Origin of the sequence: Streptomyces sp. NPDC059740 (genome assembly GCF_042733155.1) — a bacterium.
Classification (GTDB): domain Bacteria; phylum Actinomycetota; class Actinomycetes; order Streptomycetales; family Streptomycetaceae; genus Streptomyces.
The window spans coordinates 28,709-46,025 of record NZ_JBHWGP010000009.1 but is presented as its reverse complement, the minus strand read 5'-3'; the positions used below and the strand labels follow the sequence as shown (position 1 = coordinate 46,025).

The window sequence follows — 17,317 nt, the reverse complement described above, 5'->3', positions numbered from 1 at the left end:
GCGGTCCACGACGTCCCGGCCCGGCGCCCCCGCCGCGCCCCGGACCCGCCCGAAGGGACAGCACGTTGACCGAGCACGTACCCCGCCGTACCGCAGAGCCCCGCCGCCTCCGCCGGACGGTGGTCCTCGCCCTGACCGGTGCGCTGGCCGCCGCCGGGCTGGCTGTCTCCGCAGGCGCCGCGCAGGCCGCCGACAGCCTAGGCTCCGCCGCCACCGCGAAGGGCCGCTACTTCGGCACCGCGGTCGCCTCCGGGCACCTGGGCGAGACGGACTACGCCGCCACGCTCGACCGGGAGTTCAACGCGGTCACCCCGGAGAACGAGATGAAGTGGGACGCGACCGAGAGCAGCCGGGGGAACTTCACCTTCGGCGCCGCCGACCAGATCGTCAGCCACGCCAAGGCCAAGGGGATGAAGGTGCGAGGCCACACCCTCGTCTGGTACTCCCAACTCCCTGGCTGGGTCGGTGGGCTGGGCGCCTCGGATCTCCAGAACGCGATGGACAACCACATCACGCAGGTGATGCAGCACTACAAGGGCCAGATCTACGCCTGGGACGTGGTCAACGAGGCGTTCCAGGACGGCGGCAGCGGCGCCCGCCGCAGCTCGCCGTTCCAGGACAAGCTCGGTGACGGCTACATCGAGCACGCCTTCCGCACCGCCCACTCCGTCGACCCGGCCGCCAAGCTCTGCTACAACGACTACAACACCGACGGTGTCAACGCGAAGAGCAACGCCGTCTACGCCATGGTCAAGGACTTCAAGCAGCGCGGCGTGCCGATCGACTGCGTCGGCTTCCAGTCGCACTTCAACAGCCAGTCACCCGTGCCCGGTGACTACCAGGCGAACCTGCAGCGCTTCGCCGACCTCGGCGTGGACGTCCAGATCACCGAGCTGGACATCGAGGGGTCGGGCTCCGCGCAGGCCACCAACTACGGGAACGTCGTCAAGGCGTGCCTGGCGGTCTCCCGCTGCACGGGCATGACCGTGTGGGGAGTCACCGACAAGTACTCCTGGCGCAGCAGCGGCACCCCGCTCCTCTTCGACGGCAACTACGGCAAGAAGCCCGCCTACGACGCCGTTCTCGCGGCGCTCGGCGGCTCGTCCTCGGGAGGCGGCACGGACCCCGGCGACGGCGGCGGCTCCACCAAGAGCTGCACTGCCACCTACACCGAGACGCAGCGCTGGGGTGACCGCTTCAACGGCCAGGTGACGATCCGGGCCGGCAGTTCCGCGCTCAGCGGCTGGAAGGTCCCGGTGACGGTGCACTCCCCGCAGAAGGTCTCCACGACCTGGAGCGGCAACCCCAGCTGGGACGCCGGCGGCAACGTCATGACCATGGCCTCCACCGGGGGCCTGGCGGCAGGGGCCACCACCAGCTTCGGGTTCACCGTGATGGCGAACGGCACCTGGACCGCGCCGGCCGTCGGAGCCTGCACGGCCTCCTGAGCCGGCGGCGGGGCCGGCCGCATCCGCCGCCGGCCCCGCCCTCGTCCGCGCGGGCCGGCCCTGGTGGGCAGTGCCTGGTGCGGGCTACCGGCGGGAGGTAGCGTTCCCCGGCATGGACGACCTGCTGCCCTACCTCGTCCTCGCTGCCGCACTCGCAGCGGTGATGGCGCTCTGCCGGTGGTTTGCCGCGCTGGTGCGCCGCCGCGGAACCGCGGGGGCGGCCGTCACCGCGGCGCTGGCGGCCTACAACGAGGCGCACCGCGTCACCGCGTACGAGGCGCACCAGGAGATGCTGGCGCAGGCGGAGCGGCAGGCCCCGGCCGTCTCCCCGGACGGCAGGTGGACACCGGGACAGCCGGTGGCCGCGCCGGACCGGCGGACGGCCGCCACCCGGCGCCCCGGCCGGCGCGGCGGCTTCCTCGCCCGGCTCCTCGGCCGCTGACCCAGGACGCCCCCGGCAAAGCCCCCGTGCCGCCGGCCGTGCGCCACGTCGGGGTGTGGCCGGACACGGGCGCCGACCGGTGATCATCCTGTGGCAGGCTGGGCAGACGCTGAGCAGACCGGGCGAAAGCCCCGGAAAGCCGTCGCACCACCGAGCGAGGAGTACACCGCCTCATGTCGAAGCCGCCGCTTCCCGACGAAGCCGTCGCCATGCTGAAGAAGCCCAACCAGTCCGTCATCACCACCCTGCGCTCCGACGGCCAGCCGGTCTCCACGGCGACCTGGTACCTCTGGGACGAGGGCCGGGTGCTGGTCAACATGGACGAGGGACGCAAGCGCCTGGAGCACGTCCGGCGCGACCCGCGCGTGACGCTGACCGTCCTGGACAAGGACAACTGGTACACCCACATCAGCATCATCGGCCGTGTCGCCGAGATCCGCGAGGACGAGAACCTGACCGACATCGACCGGCTGGCCCGCCACTACCTCGGCGAGCAGTACCCCCAGCGCGACCGCAGCCGGTACAGCGCCTGGATCGAGATCGACCGCTGGCACGGCTGGGGCACCCTGAAGGACAGCAGCCAGCCGGGCTGACCGGAGCCGCCCCCGTACGACGGAGCGGGTCCGCGCCCTCGGTGAAGGGTGCGGACCCGCTCCGTCGTCTCCGGCGAACGGCGGCCGTCCGTCAGGACAGCCGGCTCGCGGCGTCCTCGTCCAGCAGCCACAGGGTGCGCTCGCGGCCGCGGGCACCCGAGGCGGGCGCCCGGTCGGGGTCGGTGGCCGCCAGCGCGGTGGCCACCGCCTCGGCCTTGTCCTCGCCCGCCGCCAGCAGCCACACCTCACGCGCCGCGCCCACGGCCGGCAGCGTGAAGGAGATCCGCCGCGGCGGCGGCTTGGGCGAGTCGGTCACGCCGACCACCGTCCGCTCCGTCTCCTTCACCCCGGCAAGACCGGGGAAGAGGGAGGCGATGTGGGTGTCGGGGCCGACGCCGAACATGGCCACGTCGAACTCCGGCACGCTGCGACCGGACCCGGCCGCGGCGTCGAGCTCCGCGGCGTAGGCGGCAGCGGCGGCGTCCAGGTCCTCGCCGTGCACGCCGTCGGACGGCGCCATGACGTGGACCCGGGCCGGGTCGAGCGGAACGGCGTCCAGCAGGGCCTCGCGGGCCTGTGTCTCGTTGCGCTCCGGGTCACCGGCGGGCAGGAAACGCTCGTCGCCCCACCACAGGTCCACCCGGGACCAGTCCACGGCGTCCCGGGCGGCGCTCCGGCCGAGGGCCGCGAGCAGCCCGTTGCCGTTGCGCCCGCCCGTGAGCACCACCGAGGCCGAGCCGCGGGCGGCCTGCGCGTCCACGACCGCGGTCACCAGGCGGGCCGCGGCAGCTTCCGCCATGACCTCCTTGTCGCGGTGGACGAGGACCTGGCGGACGCTCACTTCGACGCCGCCTTCTTGGCCGGGGCGGCCTTCTTGCGGGCCGGCGCGGACTCGGAACCGGACTTCTCCGCCTCCCGGGCCGGCGCCGAGTCCGCCGCGGCCTGCCCCGAACCCGACCCGGCACCCAGCTTGTCGACGCCGAACTTCAGCGCCGCCTCGTAGGTGTCGTCCGGGTCCAGCCGGCGCAGTTCCTCGGCGAGCAGCTCGGGCGTCTCGCGGCGCTGCAGCGCCACCGCCCGGTCCGGCTGGCCCTCCATGGAGAGGGTCGCCAGCTGGCCGTCGCCGCGGCTCAGCGCGATCGGGCCGCAGTCGGTCTCCATCCGCACCGACGTCAGGCCGGGGCCCTTGGAGACGGTGCGCTCGACGGGAACCTGGAGGCGGTCGGCCAGCCACATGCCCAGCAGCTCGCAGCTCGGGTTCTCGCCCTCGCCCTCGACCTGCACCGAGGCGACCTTGCACGGCAGCTGGTCCAGCGCCGCCGCCAGCATGGAACGCCACGGGGTGACGCGGGTCCACGACAGGTCGGTGTCGCCGGGCGCGTAGTTGGCGCCGTGCTCGGTGAGCTCCCGGATCGGGTCCTCCGCCGCGTAGACGTCGGTCACGCGGCGCTGGGCCAGCGCGCCCAGCGGGTCCTTGGAGGGGTCGGTGGGGCCGTTGACCGGCCACCACACCACGACCGGCGCGTCCGGCAGCAGCAGCGGCAGCACCACGGACTGGGCGTGGTTGGACACCTCGCCGTAGAGCCGCAACACCACCGTCTCACCGGTGCCGGCGTCCGCGCCGACCTGGATCTCGGCGTCCAGGCGGGCGGCGGCGCGGTCCCGCGGCGAGCGGGTGCGCTTGATGACCACCAGGGTGCGGGAGGGGTGCTCGCGGGAGGCGTCGCTGGCCGCCCGCATCGCGTCGTACGCGTTCTCCTCGTCGGTGACGATGACGAGGGTGAGGACCATGCCCACCGCCGGGGTGCCGATGGCACGCCGGCCCTCGACCAACGCCTTGTTGATCTTGGAGGCAGTGGTCTCCGTGAGGTCGATCTTCATGGCCGACGCCAGCTCCGTCCGTCTCGTGCGAGCATTTCGTCCGCCTCGTCCGGGCCCCAGGTGCCCGACGGGTACTGCGCGGGCTTGCCGTGCTTGTCCCAGTACTGCTCGATCGGGTCGAGGATCTTCCAGGACAGTTCGACCTCCTCCGTGCGCGGGAAGAGGTTGGCGTCACCGAGCAGGACGTCCAGGATCAGACGCTCGTACGCCTCGGGGCTGGACTCGGTGAAGGACTCGCCGTAGGCGAAGTCCATCGACACGTCCCGCACCTCCATGGAGGTGCCCGGAACCTTCGAACCGAACCGGACCGTGATGCCCTCGTCCGGCTGGACGCGGATGACCAGGGCGTTCTGCCCCAGCTCCTCGGTGGCGGTGTGGTCGAAGGGCGAGTGCGGGGCGCGCTGGAAGATCACCGCGATCTCCGTGACGCGGCGGCCCAGCCGTTTGCCGGTGCGCAGGTAGAACGGGACGCCCGCCCAGCGGCGGTTGTCGATGGAGAGCTTGATCGCCGCGTAGGTGTCCGTCTTGGACTTGGGGTCGATCCCCTCCTCCTCCAGGTAGCCGGGCACCTTCTCACCGCCCTGCCACCCCCCGGAGTACTGGGCCCGCACCGTCTCCGCGCCGAGGTCCTTCGGCAGCCGCACGGCGCTGAGGACCTTCGCCTTCTCCTGCACCAGCGCGTCCGCGTCGAAGGAGGAGGGCTCCTCCATCGCGGTCAGCGCCAGGAGCTGCAGGAGGTGGTTCTGGATGACGTCGCGGGCGGCGCCGATGCCGTCGTAGTAACCGGCCCGGCCCCCGATGCCGATGTCCTCGGCCATCGTGATCTGCACGTGGTCCACGTAGGACCGGTTCCAGATCGGCTCGAACATCGTGTTGGCGAACCGCAGCGCCAGGATGTTCTGGACCGTCTCCTTGCCCAGGTAGTGGTCGATCCGGAAGACCTCCCGCTGCGGGAAGACCTCGTGGACGATTGCGTTGAGCTCCCGGGCGCTCTTGAGGTCGTGGCCGAAGGGCTTCTCGATGACGGCGCGCCGCCAGGAGCCCTCCTGCTGGTCGGCCAGGCCGTGCTTCTTGAGCTGCTGGACGACCTTGGGGAAGAACTTCGGCGGGACCGAGAGGTAGAAGGCGTAGTTGCCGCCGGTGCCCTGCGCCTTGTCGAGCTCGTCGACGGTCGCCCGCAGCGTCTCGAAGGCCTCGTCGTCGTCGAAGTTGCCCTGGACGAACCGCATGCCCTGGCTGAGCTGCTGCCAGACCTCCTCGCGGAACGGGGTCCGGGCGTGCTCCTTGACCGCGTCGTGCACGACCTGGGCGAAGTCCTCGTTCTCCCAGTCGCGACGGGCGAAGCCGATGAGCGAGAAGCCCGGGGGCAGGAGTCCCCGGTTGGCCAGGTCGTAGACGGCCGGCATCAGCTTCTTACGTGACAAATCGCCCGTGACGCCGAAGATGACCAGGCCCGACGGCCCCGCGATGCGCGGGAGCCGCCGGTCCTGGGCGTCACGGAGCGGGTTGGCTCCGTTGTCAGTCAAGTCCTCAGCCCTCCGAGGGAGCGAGGCGCTTGAGCTCCGCCTCGGTCGACTTGAGCAGGTCGTTCCAGGCGTCCTCGAACTTCTCGACGCCCTCCTCCTCGAGGACCTTCACGACGTCGTCGTAGTCCACGCCGACGCTCTTGAGCGCGTCGATGTCCTTCTGCGCCTGCTCGTAGCCGCCGGCGACGGTGTTCCCGGTGACCTCGCCGTGGTCGGCGACGGCCTCCAGGGTGGGCTCGGGCATGGTGTTCACGGTGCCCGGGGCGACCAGGTCCACGACGTACATCGTGTCCTTGTACTCCGGGTTCTTCACGCCGGTGGAGGCCCACAGCGGACGCTGCACGTGGGCACCGGCCTTCTCCAGGGCGGTCCAGCGCTCGCCGGAGAAGACCTCCTCGTAGGCCTGGTACGCCAGTCGCGCGTTGGCGACCGCAGCCTTGCCCTTGAGGGCCTTGGCCTCGTCGGAGCCGACCGCGTCCAGTCGCTTGTCGATCTCGGTGTCGACACGCGAGACGAAGAAGGACGCCACGGAACGGATCTTGGAGAGGTCCAGGCCCGCGGCCTTCGCCTTCTCCAGGCCGGCCAGGAAGGCGTCCATGACCGCGCGGTAGCGCTCCAGGGAGAAGATCAGCGTGACGTTGACGCTGATGCCGAGGCCGATGACCTCGGTGATCGCCGGGAGGCCCGCCTCGGTGGCAGGGATCTTGATGAAGGTGTTCGGACGGTCCACCAGCCAGGCCAGCTGCTTGGCCTCGGCGACGGTCGCGCCGGTGTCGTGCGCCAGCCGCGGGTCGACCTCGATGGAGACCCGGCCGTCCTGGCCGCCGGTGGCGTCGAAGACCGGGCGCAGCACGTCCGCGGCGTCGCGGACGTCCGCCGTGGTGATCATCCGGACGGCTTCCTCGACGGTCACGCGACGGGTGGCGAGGTCCTGGACCTGCTGCTCGTAGCCCTCACCGGAGGAGATGGCCTTCTGGAAGATCGACGGGTTGGTGGTGACACCCACCAGGTGGGACTGGTCGATCAGCTCGGCCAGGTTGCCGGACGTGATGCGCTGGCGCGACAGGTCGTCCAGCCAGATCGCCACGCCCTCGTCGGAAAGGCGCTTCAGTGCGTCTGTCATGGGGTTCGCATCTCCTATGTCTTCGTGTCTCTTCAGCGTCAGCGCGCAGCGGCGTCGAGCGATTCCCGGGCGGCGGCGGCGACCGCGTCGGCGGTGAAGCCGAACTCGCGGTACAGCACCTTCGCGTCCGCCGAGGCACCGAAGTGCTCCAGCGACACGACGCGCCCGGCGTCCCCGACGTAGCGGTGCCAGGTCAGAGCGATACCGGCCTCGACTGCCACCCGGGCCTTGACGGCGGACGGCAGCACGCTTTCGCGGTACCCCTGCTCCTGCTCCTCGAACCACTCGACGGACGGCATCGAGACCACGCGGGTGGGCACACCCTGCGCCTGGAGCTGCTCACGCGCCTCGACGGCGAGCTGCACCTCGGAGCCGGTGCCGATCAGGATCACCTGCGGCTCGACGGCCCGGCCGTCGCTCTCCGCGTCCAGGAGGACGTACCCGCCCTTGGCGGCGTCCTCGTTCACCTCGTAGGTCGGCAGGCCCTGGCGGCTGAGCGCCAGACCGTGCGGGGCCCCCTTGCCGAACTCCTTCGTCCAGCGGCGCATGATCTCGCGCCAGGCGATCACCGTCTCGTTGGCGTCGGCCGGACGGACCACGTTCAGGCCCGGGATGGCGCGCAGCGAGGCGAGGTGCTCGACCGGCTGGTGGGTCGGACCGTCCTCACCGAGACCGATGGAGTCGTGCGTCCACACGTAGGTCACCGGCAGGTGCATGAGGGCCGACAGCCGCACGGCGTTGCGCATGTAGTCGGAGAACACCAGGAAGGTGCCGCCGTAGATGCGGGTGTTGCCGTGGAGCGCGATGCCGTTCATCTCCGCGGCCATGGAGTGCTCGCGGATACCGAAGTGAACGGTACGCCCGTACGGGTCGGCCTCCGCCAGCGGGTTCCCCTCGGGGAGGAAGGAGGAGGTCTTGTCGATCGTGGTGTTGTTCGAGCCCGCGAGGTCGGCGGAACCGCCCCACAGCTCGGGGATGACCGCGCCCAGCGCCTGGAGGACCTTGCCGGAGGCGGCGCGGGTGGCGACGGCCTTGCCGGTCTCGAAGTAGGGGAGCTTCTCCTCCCACCCGGCGGGCAGCTCACCGGCGTTGATCCGGTCGAACTCGGCGGCGCGCTCGGGGTTGGCGGTGCGCCACTCGGCGACGTGCTTGGTCCACTCGGCCTTGGCGGCGGCACCGCGGTCCAGGGCGCCGCGGGTGTGGGCCAGGACCTCGTCGGAGACCTCGAAGGACTTCTCCGGGTCGAAGTCGAGGACGCGCTTGAGGGCGGCGACCTCGTCCGCGCCCAGCGCCGAGCCGTGGGCGGCCTCGGTGTTCTGGGCGTTCGGGGCCGGCCAGGCGATGATGGAGCGCATCGCGATGAAGGAGGGCCGGTCGGTGACGGCCTTGGCCTCCTGGATGGCGGCGTACAGGGCCTGGGGGTCCAGGTCGCCGTTCTCCTTGGGGGCCACCCGCTGCACGTGCCAGCCGTAGGCCTCGTAGCGCTTGCAGGTGTCCTCGGAGATGGCCGTCTCGGTGTCGCCCTCGATCGAGATGTGGTTGTCGTCCCACAGCATGATCAGGTTGCCGAGCTTCTGGTGGCCCGCCATGGAGGACGCCTCCGCGGAGATGCCCTCCTGGAGGCAGCCGTCACCGGCGATGGCGTAGACGTAGTGGTCGAACGGCGAGGTGCCCGGGGCCGCCTCGGGGTCGAACAGGCCGCGCTCGTAGCGGGCCGCCATCGCCATGCCCACGGCGTTGGCGACACCCTGGCCCAGCGGACCGGTGGTGGTCTCGACGCCGGTGGTGTGGCCGTACTCCGGGTGGCCCGGGGTCTTGCTGCCCCAGGTGCGGAACGCCTTCAGGTCGTCCAGCTCCAGGCCGAAACCGGCGAGGTAGAGCTGGATGTAGAGGGTCAGCGAGGAGTGGCCCGCGGACAGCACGAAGCGGTCACGGCCGGTCCAGTCGGCGTCCGCCGGGTCGTGACGCATCACCTTCTGGAAGAGGGTGTACGCGGCGGGGGCCAGGCTCATCGCCGTACCGGGATGGCCGTTGCCGACCTTCTGTACGGCGTCGGCGGCCAGGACGCGGACGGTGTCAACGGCCCGCTGGTCCAGTTCGGTCCACTCGATCTCTGTGGTGGTCGGCTTCGTGCTCACCCTGAGTCAGGGCTCCTCTCCACATGTCGCAAGCCGGAACGGTCGTCCCGGGGCGGTGCCGAGCCTACCCCTGTGGGGGCGTGCATCTTTTCGACTGCGTAGCGGTGAAGCAGTCGCTGTCACCTTCAAGACTCGATGCTTGAGGCAACCAAAAGGTGTACTCAAACATTCCCGTACCCGCAGAAGATCCCGATAAGACCGGTGTTCCGCCCGGCTCATGCGTTCAGCATGTGAAGACAACGGGGTCTCTGAGGGCTCTCTGGGGGGCTGCGGGCTCTGTGAGATGAACGCCACGGGAAATGTGGGCCGCGCCCTTGCGGCCGCGCGCTCATCGCCGCACGTGCGAGCGGGTCTTGGCTCGTCCGCGCAGCCCGGTGCAGGTCGAGGCGGCGGCGTTGGGGCCGGGTCCCCGGCGACAGCGGCGGAGGGGCCAACACGACCCACCCCCGCGGAGGGCGCCGAACGTGCGCCGTCTAAAGTGGCGTGGTACGCGCAAGTTCCTGACCAAACCTTACGGTCGCAGGACTTGCAGGCATTGTCTAAGGCGGCCCGGGCCGCTGACGAAACTTCTCCAGGGGTGTGCGTGACGGCCGTCGAATCCCGTCCTGCGGGCGCGCTTGTTCAGGGCACGGGGACGTCCCAGGGCCGCCCGTCGGGCCAACGTCCGGCCGCTGCCCGTGTCAGGGCGTTCGTCGCACTGACCAAGCCGCGCGTCATCGAACTGCTGCTGATGACCACCGTTCCGGTGATGTTCCTGGCGGCGGGCGGTGTCCCGGACCTGTGGCTGGTGCTGGTGACCTGCGTGGGAGGGTTCCTCTCCGCGGGCGGCGCCGCCGCCTTCAACATGTACATCGACCGCGACATCGACGCGCTGATGGACCGCACCTCGCAGCGTCCGCTGGTCACCGGAATGGTCTCCCCCCGGGAGTGTCTGGTCTTCGCCACGGCTCTCGCCGTCGGTTCGACCGCCCTGTTCTGGTTCCTGGTCAACCCGCTCTCCGCGGTGCTCTCCCTCGCAGCGCTCCTCTTCTACGTCGTCGTCTACACGATGTGGCTCAAGCGGCGCACCGCCCAGAACATCGTCTGGGGCGGCATCGCCGGGTGCATGCCGGTCTTCATCGGCTGGTCGGCGGTGCGCGACTCGGTCTCCTGGGCCTCGCTCGTCCTCTTCCTCGTCATGTTCTTCTGGACGCCGCCGCACTACTGGCCGCTGTCGATGAAGACCAAGGAGGACTACGAGCGCGTCGGCGTCCCGATGCTCCCGGTCATCGCCGGCAACAAGGTGGTCGCCCGGCAGATCGTCCTCTACAGCTGGGTGATGGTCGCGGTCTCGCTGCTCCTGCAGCCCCTGGGATACACCGGGTGGTTCTACACGGTGGTCGCCGTGGCGCTGGGCGCGATGTGGCTCAAGGAGGCCCACGGCCTGCAGTCCCGCGCCAAGGCGGGCGTGACCGGGGCGCAGCTGAAGGAGATGCGGCTCTTCCACTGGTCGATCACCTACGTCTCGCTGCTGTTCGTGGCGATCGCCGTGGACCCGTTCCTGCACTTCTGAACCGGCCACCACCGCGGTCACCCGCCCGCTCTCCCGCCCTCCCCGGCCGGCCCCCGCCCAGCGCGAGGGCCGGCCGGAGCCTTTTCCGGGGCGCCGCGGTGCGCCGGGCCGGGCCGCGGTCCGGCCGGCGGGGCAGGAGGGGCGGTGTGGAAAAGCGTTACCGGTGGGTAGCATCCCGTCCATGGCAGACAGCAAGCAGGCCGCACAGGCGGACCAGGACCAGACCACCGCCACGCTCGCCGACGCCCGGGCGGGCAAACGCGCCGCGCGCCGTGTCGCCCGGCTCACCAAGGAGATCCAGGCGTTCGCCGCGGCCCACGGCGGCGGCGCCCGGGGACAGCTCGCCCACATCGGCCTGGGACGGGTGCGGATCGCCCTGGTCGCCGCGGACGGCACCTGGGGCACACTCCTGGCGGAGAGCGGAGAGATCGCCGAGCAGGCCGCCGAGCGTGCCGGGCTGACGCTCCAGGAGAACTTCGACGGGGAGATGGCGGCGCAGGTGCGCACCGGCCCCTACGAGTGGTCGCGGATGGCGGGCATCCAGCTCGGCGGTCGCCCCAACCCCCCGCTGCCCGCGGAGCCCGTCGCCGAACCCGCCCCCGAGGCCGAGACGGTGCCCGACCCCGAGACGTCCGAGGTGACGGGACGCCAGAAGCCCGGCGGCGCCCCGACGACGCCGAAGGCCCCGGCGAAGCCCGTCGCGAAGCCCGCAACCCCTGAGGCTCCGGCGAAGTCTGCCGAGGCCGAGCCCGCCAAGGCTGAGTCCGCAGCGAAGGCTGCTGAGGCCGAGCCCGCAGCGAAGCCTGCGGCTCCCGAGGCGGAGCCCGCAGCCCCCGAGGCGGAGACGAAGCCGGAGCCTGAGCAGAAGCCGGAGCCGGAGCCGGAGCCGGAGGGCGGGGCGGGATCCGCCTCGGGAGCCGAGGCCGGGACGGAGGCGAGGACCCGGGCCCCCGAAGAGACACCGGCGTCCGCGGCGGACCAGGATTCCCGGCCCGCCGGGAAGCCCGGCACCGCCGGTGCCAAGAACGCCGGCGCGAAGAACGACGAGGCGGCGGACGCCGAGTAGCGGGCCCACGAGGCGAAGGACCCCGAGGCCCGGGTCTCGGGGCGGCGGGCGCCGGCGGAGAGTTCACGGGCCCCGCGTCGCGGGCCCTCGGCCGGGAGCTCCGCCGGCGCGCCCGCCGGGTCGGGCGAGGTCGACAGCCGAGCGGCGGGCCCGAGGAGTCTGGCGGGGCCCGCCGCTCGGACGGCTCGGCGTGGGAACCGGCCCTCGGGTCAGGCGCCGGTGGCCACGGTCTCCGCCTCGTGCGCGGTGGCCTCGGCCCCCGACCGCTCCTGGGCGGGCAGCTGCGCCGGCGACTCGGGCAGGCCGCGGTCGCGGGTGGCCAGGGCGATCCAGAGGGCGGTGATCCACACCAGGGTGGAGCCGAACATGTGCAGGCCCACCACGAACTCGGGCAGCCCGGTGAAGTACTGGACGTAGCCGATGACTCCCTGGAAGAGCACGACGCCCATCATCGCCAGTATTGGCCGCCGGGCCGAGGCCGGGGCCTTCACCGCGCGCAGGGCGAACCAGAGGGCCACCGTCAGCCCGACCACGATGTAGACGAAGTCGACGTGGAGCTGGGTGATCTCCTGCCAGTCCACGCGGATGCGGGTGACCTCCCGGGCGTCGCCCGCGTGCGGGCCCGCGCCGGTGACCAGCGTGCCGATCACGGTCAGCACGCCGGTGGCCAGCACCAGCAGCCAGGCCAGCTGCCGCACCGGCCGGGCGACCAGGTCGCGCGCCGGCTCGTCCCCCTCGGAGGCGCGCTTCCAGGAGACCACCGCCACGGTGAGCAGGGCGGTGGAGAGCAGGAAGTGCGCGGCCACGAGGTAGGGGTTCAGGCCCGTCAGCACGACGATGCCGCCCCAGACGGCGTTGCCCATGACGATCCAGAACTGGGCCCAGCCCAGCCTGGTCAGCGACCGGCGGCGGGGCGCACGGGCCCGGGCGGCCACGATGAACAGGCCGATGGCGGCGCACAGCACGTACGTCAGCATGCGGTTGCCGAACTCGATGAGGCCGTGGACGCCCATCTCGTGCGTCGGCGTGAGGCTGCCGGGGGTGCAGCGGGGCCAGGTGGAGCAGCCGAGTCCGGACTCGGTGAGGCGGACCGCGCCACCGGTGATGACGATGACCACGGCCATGACGACGGTTGCCGCCGCGGCCAGCCGCACGAAACGCGCGGAGGGCTGCCAGTGGCGGGCGACGAGCTCGAAGGGGTTCAGCGTGGAGGGCACGCGCACCATCGTAGGCGGCTCCTTGTGCAAAGTTTCACGAGCCCCCCGGTGTGTGCGGCCGTGCGGCTCACTCCCAGCGGAAGAACCGTCCCGCGGCGCCCAGCCCGAGCACCGCCCAGACGGCCAGGACGCCCAGGTCCTTCCACGGCACCCCCGCTCCGTCACGCAGCACGCCCCGCAGCCCGTCGGAGAGGGCGGCGACCGGCAGGTAGCGCAGCACGTCACCGGCCGCGCCGAACTTGGCCAGCGGCACGATCACGCCGCCCGCGACCAGCAGCAGCAGGAAGACCAGGTTCGCGGCGGCCAGCGTCGCCTCCGCCTTGAGCGTGCCGGCCATCAGCAGGCCCAGGCCGGAGAAGGCCGCGGTCCCCAGCACCAGCAGGAGCAGCACGGTGAGCGGGTCGCCGTGCGGGGACCAGCCCAGCGCCAGTGCCACGACGGCCAGCAGCACCACCTGGAGGGCCTCGGTCACCAGGACGGCGCAGGTCTTGGCGGTCATCAGGGCCCACCGGGGGAGCGGGGAGACGGCGAGCCGCTTGAGCACGCCGTAGCGCCGCTCGAAGCCGGTCGCGATGGCCTGACCGGTGAAGGCGGTGGACATCACGGCCAGCGCCAGGATGCCGGGGGCGAGGAAGTCCACGGACGCGCCGGGGCCGGTGTCGACCACGTCGACGCACGAGAAGAGGACCAGCAGCACGGTGGGGATGACCACGGTCAGCAGCAGCTGCTCGCCGTTGCGCAGCAGCATCCGGGTCTCCAGCGCCGCCTGCGCCCGGATCATCCGCCCCAGCGGAGCGGCCCCGGGGCGCGGCGCGAAGGTGCCGGCACCGGTGGTGTCCGTGGTGGAGGTGAGACTCATCCGCGCAGCTCCTTGCCGGTCAGTTCGAGGAAGACGTCCTCCAGGGTGCGGCGCTCCACGGTGATGGAGTCCGGCATCACGCCGTGCTGCGCGCACCAGGAGGCCACGGTGGCGAGCAGTTGCGGGCCCACGTCGCCCTGGACGCGGTAGGAGCCGGGGGAGGGCTCGACGGCGACCGAGTCCGGCGGCAGCGCCTTCAGGAGGGTCTCCAGGTCCAGGCCGGGACGGCCGCCGAAGCGCAGCGAGTTCTCCGCGCCCCCGCGGCACAGCCGGGCCGGGCTGCCCTCGGCGATGACGCGGCCCCCGTCGATGATCGCCACGTGGTCGGCGAGCTGCTCGGCCTCGTCCATGAAGTGGGTGGTCAGCACCACGCTGACGCCGTCCGCACGCAGTTCCCGGACCAGGTCCCAGGTGGCGCGGCGGGCCTGCGGGTCGAGCCCGGCCGTGGGCTCGTCGAGGAAGACCAGTTCGGGGCGGCCGACGACGGCCATGGCCAGCGCGAGGCGCTGCTGCTGCCCACCGGAGAGCCGCCGGTAGGCGGTGCGGCCGCAGGCGTCCAGGCCCAGGCGCTCCACCAGCATGTCCACGTCCAGCGGATCGGCGTGCAGCCGCGCGGTGTGGCGCAGCATCTCCTGCGCGCGGGCACCGGGGTAGACGCCGCCCGACTGGAGCATGACGCCGATGCGGGGCCGCAGCGCCGCGGCGTCCCGCAGCGGGTCGAGCCCGAGCACGCGGACGGTGCCGGCGTCGGGGCGGCGGAAGCCCTCGCACACCTCGACGGTGGTGGTCTTGCCGGCGCCGTTCGGGCCCAGGACTGCGGTGACGGTGCCGCGCAGGACGGTCAGGTCGAGCCCGTCCACCGCGGTTTTCGCCGGGCGGGTCCCGTAGCGCTTGACCAGGCCTGCGACCTCGACGGCGGGCTCGTGTTCCATGCCGGGAAGTCTACGAAGTCGCCGCGGCGGCCGGTGGCGCGCCCCGGACCGGCCGCGGAGGGTGCTGGTCAACCCCACCTTAGGTAACCCTAAGTGATCGAGGACACCACGCCCTGCTGCCGATCACGCTTGTGCGCCTCGCTGGAATTACGCAACAATGACGTTGTGAAAAACGTGAGCGCGTACGAGGAGGAGCGTGCGGCCGGGGCCGCCCCCGCCCCCGCCGCCGCGTCGACACACGCCGCCGGGTCCGACCCGGACGGCCACCACGACCGGCCCGAGGGGCGGCGGACCACCACCGCCGGCGTCGACGAGCAGCGCGGCACCCGTGACCGCGTGGCCCGCTCGATCCTGGACCACGGTCCGTCCACCGCCGCGGAGCTCGCCCGCCGTCTTCAGCTGACGCAGGCCGCGGTCAGGCGCCACCTGGACGCCCTTGCCGCGGAAGGGGTGGTCGAGCCGCGCGACAAGCGCGTCTACGGGAACCGGGGCAGGGGAAGACCGGCGAAGGTCTTCGCTTTGACCGAGTGCGGGCGCGACGCCTTCGACCAGGCCTACGACACGCTCGCCAGCGAGGCGCTGGGCTGGATCGCCCAGAGCGCCGGTGGCGGGGAGAAGGGCAGGGCCGCGGTCGCGGCCTTCGCCCGCGCCAGGCTGGCCGCGCAGGCCGAGCGGTACCGCGAGAGCGTCGCGGCTGCGGCCCCCGAGGACCGCACCCGGGCGCTGGCTCAGGCGTTGACGGCGGACGGGTACGCTGCTACCGCGCGCAGCGCCCCCAACCCGCAGCAGGGCGAGCAGCTCTGTCAGCACCACTGCCCGGTGGCGCACGTCGCCGAGCGGTACCCGCAGCTGTGCGAAGCGGAGACGGAGGTCTTCTCCGACCTGCTCGGCACGCACGTGCAGCGGCTGGCGACCCTCGCCCACGGCGACGGAGTGTGCACGACCTTCGTGCCACGCCTCGGACGCCAGAGCGAGGGCACCACCCCACAGACCACCACAGCATCTGCAAGCACGGCCGGGAGGAAACCCGCATGACTGCCCCCACGGACACTGCTCACCCCGAGCTCGAGGGCCTGGGCAACTACGAGTACGGCTGGGCCGACTCCGACGTGGCCGGCGCTTCCGCGAAGCGTGGGCTCTCGGAGGAGGTCGTCCGGGACATCTCCGGCAAGAAGAACGAGCCGGAGTGGATGCTCAAGCTCCGCCTGAAGGGCCTGCGGCTCTTCGACAAGAAGCCCATGCCGAACTGGGGCTCCGACCTCACCGGCATCGACTTCGACAACATCAAGTACTTCGTCCGCTCCACCGAGCAGCAGGCCGCCTCCTGGGAGGAGCTGCCCGAGGACATCAAGAACACCTACGACAAGCTCGGCATCCCGGAGGCGGAGAAGCAGCGCCTGGTCGCCGGTGTCGCCGCGCAGTACGAGTCGGAGGTCGTCTACCACCAGATCCGTGAGGACCTGGAGGAGCAGGGCGTCATCTTCCTCGACACCGACACCGCGCTCAAGGAGCACCCGGAGCTCTTCCGGGAGCACTTCGGCACGGTCATCCCGGCCGGCGACAACAAGTTCGCCTCGCTGAACACCGCGGTCTGGTCCGGCGGCTCCTTCATCTACGTCCCGCCGGGCGTCCACGTCGACATCCCGCTGCAGGCCTACTTCCGGATCAACACCGAGAACATGGGCCAGTTCGAGCGGACCCTGATCATCGTCGACGAGAACGCCTACGTGCACTACGTCGAGGGCTGCACCGCGCCGATCTACAAGTCGGACTCGCTGCACAGCGCCGTCGTGGAGATCATCGTCAAGAAGGGCGGCCGCTGCCGCTACACGACGATCCAGAACTGGTCGAACAACGTCTACAACCTGGTCACCAAGCGTGCCGTGGCCTACGAGGGCGCGACCATGGAGTGGGTCGACGGCAACCTCGGCTCCAAGGTGACGATGAAGTACCCGGCCGTCTACCTCATGGGCGAGCACGCCAAGGGCGAGACGCTCTCCATCGCCTTCGCGGGCGAGGGCCAGCACCAGGACGCCGGCGCCAAGATGGTGCACATGGCGCCCAACACCTCCTCCAACATCGTCTCCAAGTCGGTGGCGCGTGGCGGTGGCCGGACCTCCTACCGCGGCCTGATCGAGATCGGCGAGGGCGCCGAGGGCTCCAAGTCCAACGTGCTCTGCGACGCCCTGCTGGTCGACACCATCTCGCGCTCGGACACCTACCCCTACGTGGACGTCCGCGAGGACGACGTGTCCATGGGCCACGAGGCGACCGTCTCCAAGGTCAGCGAGGACCAGCTCTTCTACCTCATGGCCCGCGGCCTCTCCGAGGACGAGGCCATGGCGATGATCGTGCGCGGCTTCGTCGAGCCGATCGCCCGCGAGCTGCCCATGGAGTACGCACTGGAGCTCAACCGGCTGATCGAGCTGCAGATGGAGGGCTCGGTCGGCTGACGACGGGCCCCGGGGGGCCCCCCGGCCCCGCGGGGGCGCCCCCCCCCCCCCCCCCCCCCCCCAACCCCCCCGCGGCCCCCCCCCCCC

At 71.7% G+C, this 17,317-nt stretch carries 15 protein-coding genes; 7 read left to right on the top strand and 8 right to left on the bottom strand.

The features are described from left to right. The first annotated feature begins 65 nt into the window (after nt 1–65). The 3 genes from ACFV3R_RS13735 to ACFV3R_RS13725 all read left to right on the top strand — a co-directional run bounded on the left by ACFV3R_RS13735 (nt 66) and on the right by ACFV3R_RS13725 (nt 2,483). Nucleotides 66–1,448 (top strand): endo-1,4-beta-xylanase, encoded by a 1,383-nt coding sequence (locus ACFV3R_RS13735; protein WP_385580672.1) that lies wholly within the window; start codon nt 66–68, stop codon nt 1,446–1,448. A 112-nt stretch (nt 1,449–1,560) separates the two neighbouring features. Continuing rightward, nucleotides 1,561–1,890: a hypothetical protein gene (locus ACFV3R_RS13730; protein WP_385580669.1), complete on the top strand. Its 330-nt coding sequence runs from the start codon at nt 1,561–1,563 to the stop codon at nt 1,888–1,890. 173 nt (nt 1,891–2,063) lie between these two features. After that, a complete protein-coding gene (locus ACFV3R_RS13725) occupies nt 2,064–2,483 on the top strand; it encodes a PPOX class F420-dependent oxidoreductase (protein ID WP_385580667.1) in 420 nt (139 codons plus the stop codon). A gap of 91 nt (nt 2,484–2,574) precedes the next feature. On the opposite strand, the gene pgl is transcribed toward ACFV3R_RS13725, so the two are convergent. From pgl to tkt, 5 genes are read right to left on the bottom strand one after another with little or no spacing between them, the layout of a single operon-like run. Further along, the gene (gene pgl, locus ACFV3R_RS13720; protein ID WP_385580665.1) at nt 2,575–3,324 is read right to left on the bottom strand and encodes a 6-phosphogluconolactonase; all 750 of its coding nucleotides are present in this window, start codon (nt 3,322–3,324) and stop codon (nt 2,575–2,577) included. Then, nucleotides 3,321–4,364, bottom strand: a complete 1,044-nt coding sequence (gene opcA, locus ACFV3R_RS13715; protein WP_385580662.1) for a glucose-6-phosphate dehydrogenase assembly protein OpcA — start codon at nt 4,362–4,364, stop codon at nt 3,321–3,323. The genes pgl and opcA overlap by 4 nt, the downstream gene beginning before the upstream one ends. Further along, nucleotides 4,361–5,890, bottom strand: coding sequence for a glucose-6-phosphate dehydrogenase (gene zwf / locus ACFV3R_RS13710; protein WP_385580659.1), 1,530 nt, complete (start codon nt 5,888–5,890; stop codon nt 4,361–4,363). Before zwf ends, opcA begins: the two co-directional genes overlap by 4 nt. 4 nt (nt 5,891–5,894) lie before the next feature. Further along, entirely contained in the window at nt 5,895–7,013 is a 1,119-nt protein-coding gene (gene tal / locus ACFV3R_RS13705) for a transaldolase (protein ID WP_385580656.1), read from the bottom strand. A 38-nt stretch (nt 7,014–7,051) separates the two neighbouring features. Next, nucleotides 7,052–9,151 (bottom strand): transketolase, encoded by a 2,100-nt coding sequence (gene tkt / locus ACFV3R_RS13700; RefSeq protein ID WP_385580654.1) that lies wholly within the window; start codon nt 9,149–9,151, stop codon nt 7,052–7,054. A gap of 583 nt (nt 9,152–9,734) precedes the next feature. Here tkt and ACFV3R_RS13695 point away from each other — a divergent pair. Both ACFV3R_RS13695 and ACFV3R_RS13690 read left to right on the top strand, forming a co-directional pair. Further along, on the top strand, nt 9,735–10,703 hold the full coding sequence (locus tag ACFV3R_RS13695; protein WP_385580651.1) for a heme o synthase: 969 nt from the start codon (nt 9,735–9,737) through the stop codon (nt 10,701–10,703). A gap of 181 nt (nt 10,704–10,884) precedes the next feature. Beyond that, the gene (locus tag ACFV3R_RS13690; protein ID WP_385580648.1) at nt 10,885–11,769 is read left to right on the top strand and encodes a hypothetical protein; all 885 of its coding nucleotides are present in this window, start codon (nt 10,885–10,887) and stop codon (nt 11,767–11,769) included. Nucleotides 11,770–11,978: 209 nt separating this feature from the next. Here the strand turns inward: ACFV3R_RS13690 and ACFV3R_RS13685 are convergent, their stop codons facing one another. The 3 genes from ACFV3R_RS13685 to ACFV3R_RS13675 form a co-directional block, all read right to left on the bottom strand. Then, nucleotides 11,979–12,986, bottom strand: coding sequence for a heme A synthase (locus tag ACFV3R_RS13685; protein WP_385580645.1), 1,008 nt, complete (start codon nt 12,984–12,986; stop codon nt 11,979–11,981). Nucleotides 12,987–13,053: 67 nt separating this feature from the next. Further along, a complete protein-coding gene (locus ACFV3R_RS13680; protein WP_385580641.1) occupies nt 13,054–13,845 on the bottom strand; it encodes an ABC transporter permease in 792 nt (263 codons plus the stop codon). Continuing rightward, the gene (locus ACFV3R_RS13675) at nt 13,842–14,777 is read right to left on the bottom strand and encodes an ABC transporter ATP-binding protein (protein ID WP_385580638.1); all 936 of its coding nucleotides are present in this window, start codon (nt 14,775–14,777) and stop codon (nt 13,842–13,844) included. Before ACFV3R_RS13675 ends, ACFV3R_RS13680 begins: the two co-directional genes overlap by 4 nt. 336 nt (nt 14,778–15,113) lie before the next feature. On the opposite strand from ACFV3R_RS13675, the gene ACFV3R_RS13670 reads away from it, so the two are divergent. Together ACFV3R_RS13670 and sufB are read left to right on the top strand one after the other, a co-directional pair. Then, on the top strand, nt 15,114–15,812 hold the full coding sequence (locus ACFV3R_RS13670; RefSeq protein WP_385581114.1) for a helix-turn-helix transcriptional regulator: 699 nt from the start codon (nt 15,114–15,116) through the stop codon (nt 15,810–15,812). After that, nucleotides 15,809–17,230 (top strand): Fe-S cluster assembly protein SufB, encoded by a 1,422-nt coding sequence (sufB, locus tag ACFV3R_RS13665; RefSeq protein WP_385580635.1) that lies wholly within the window; start codon nt 15,809–15,811, stop codon nt 17,228–17,230. Before ACFV3R_RS13670 ends, sufB begins: the two co-directional genes overlap by 4 nt. The last annotated feature ends 87 nt before the right edge of the window (nt 17,231–17,317 follow it).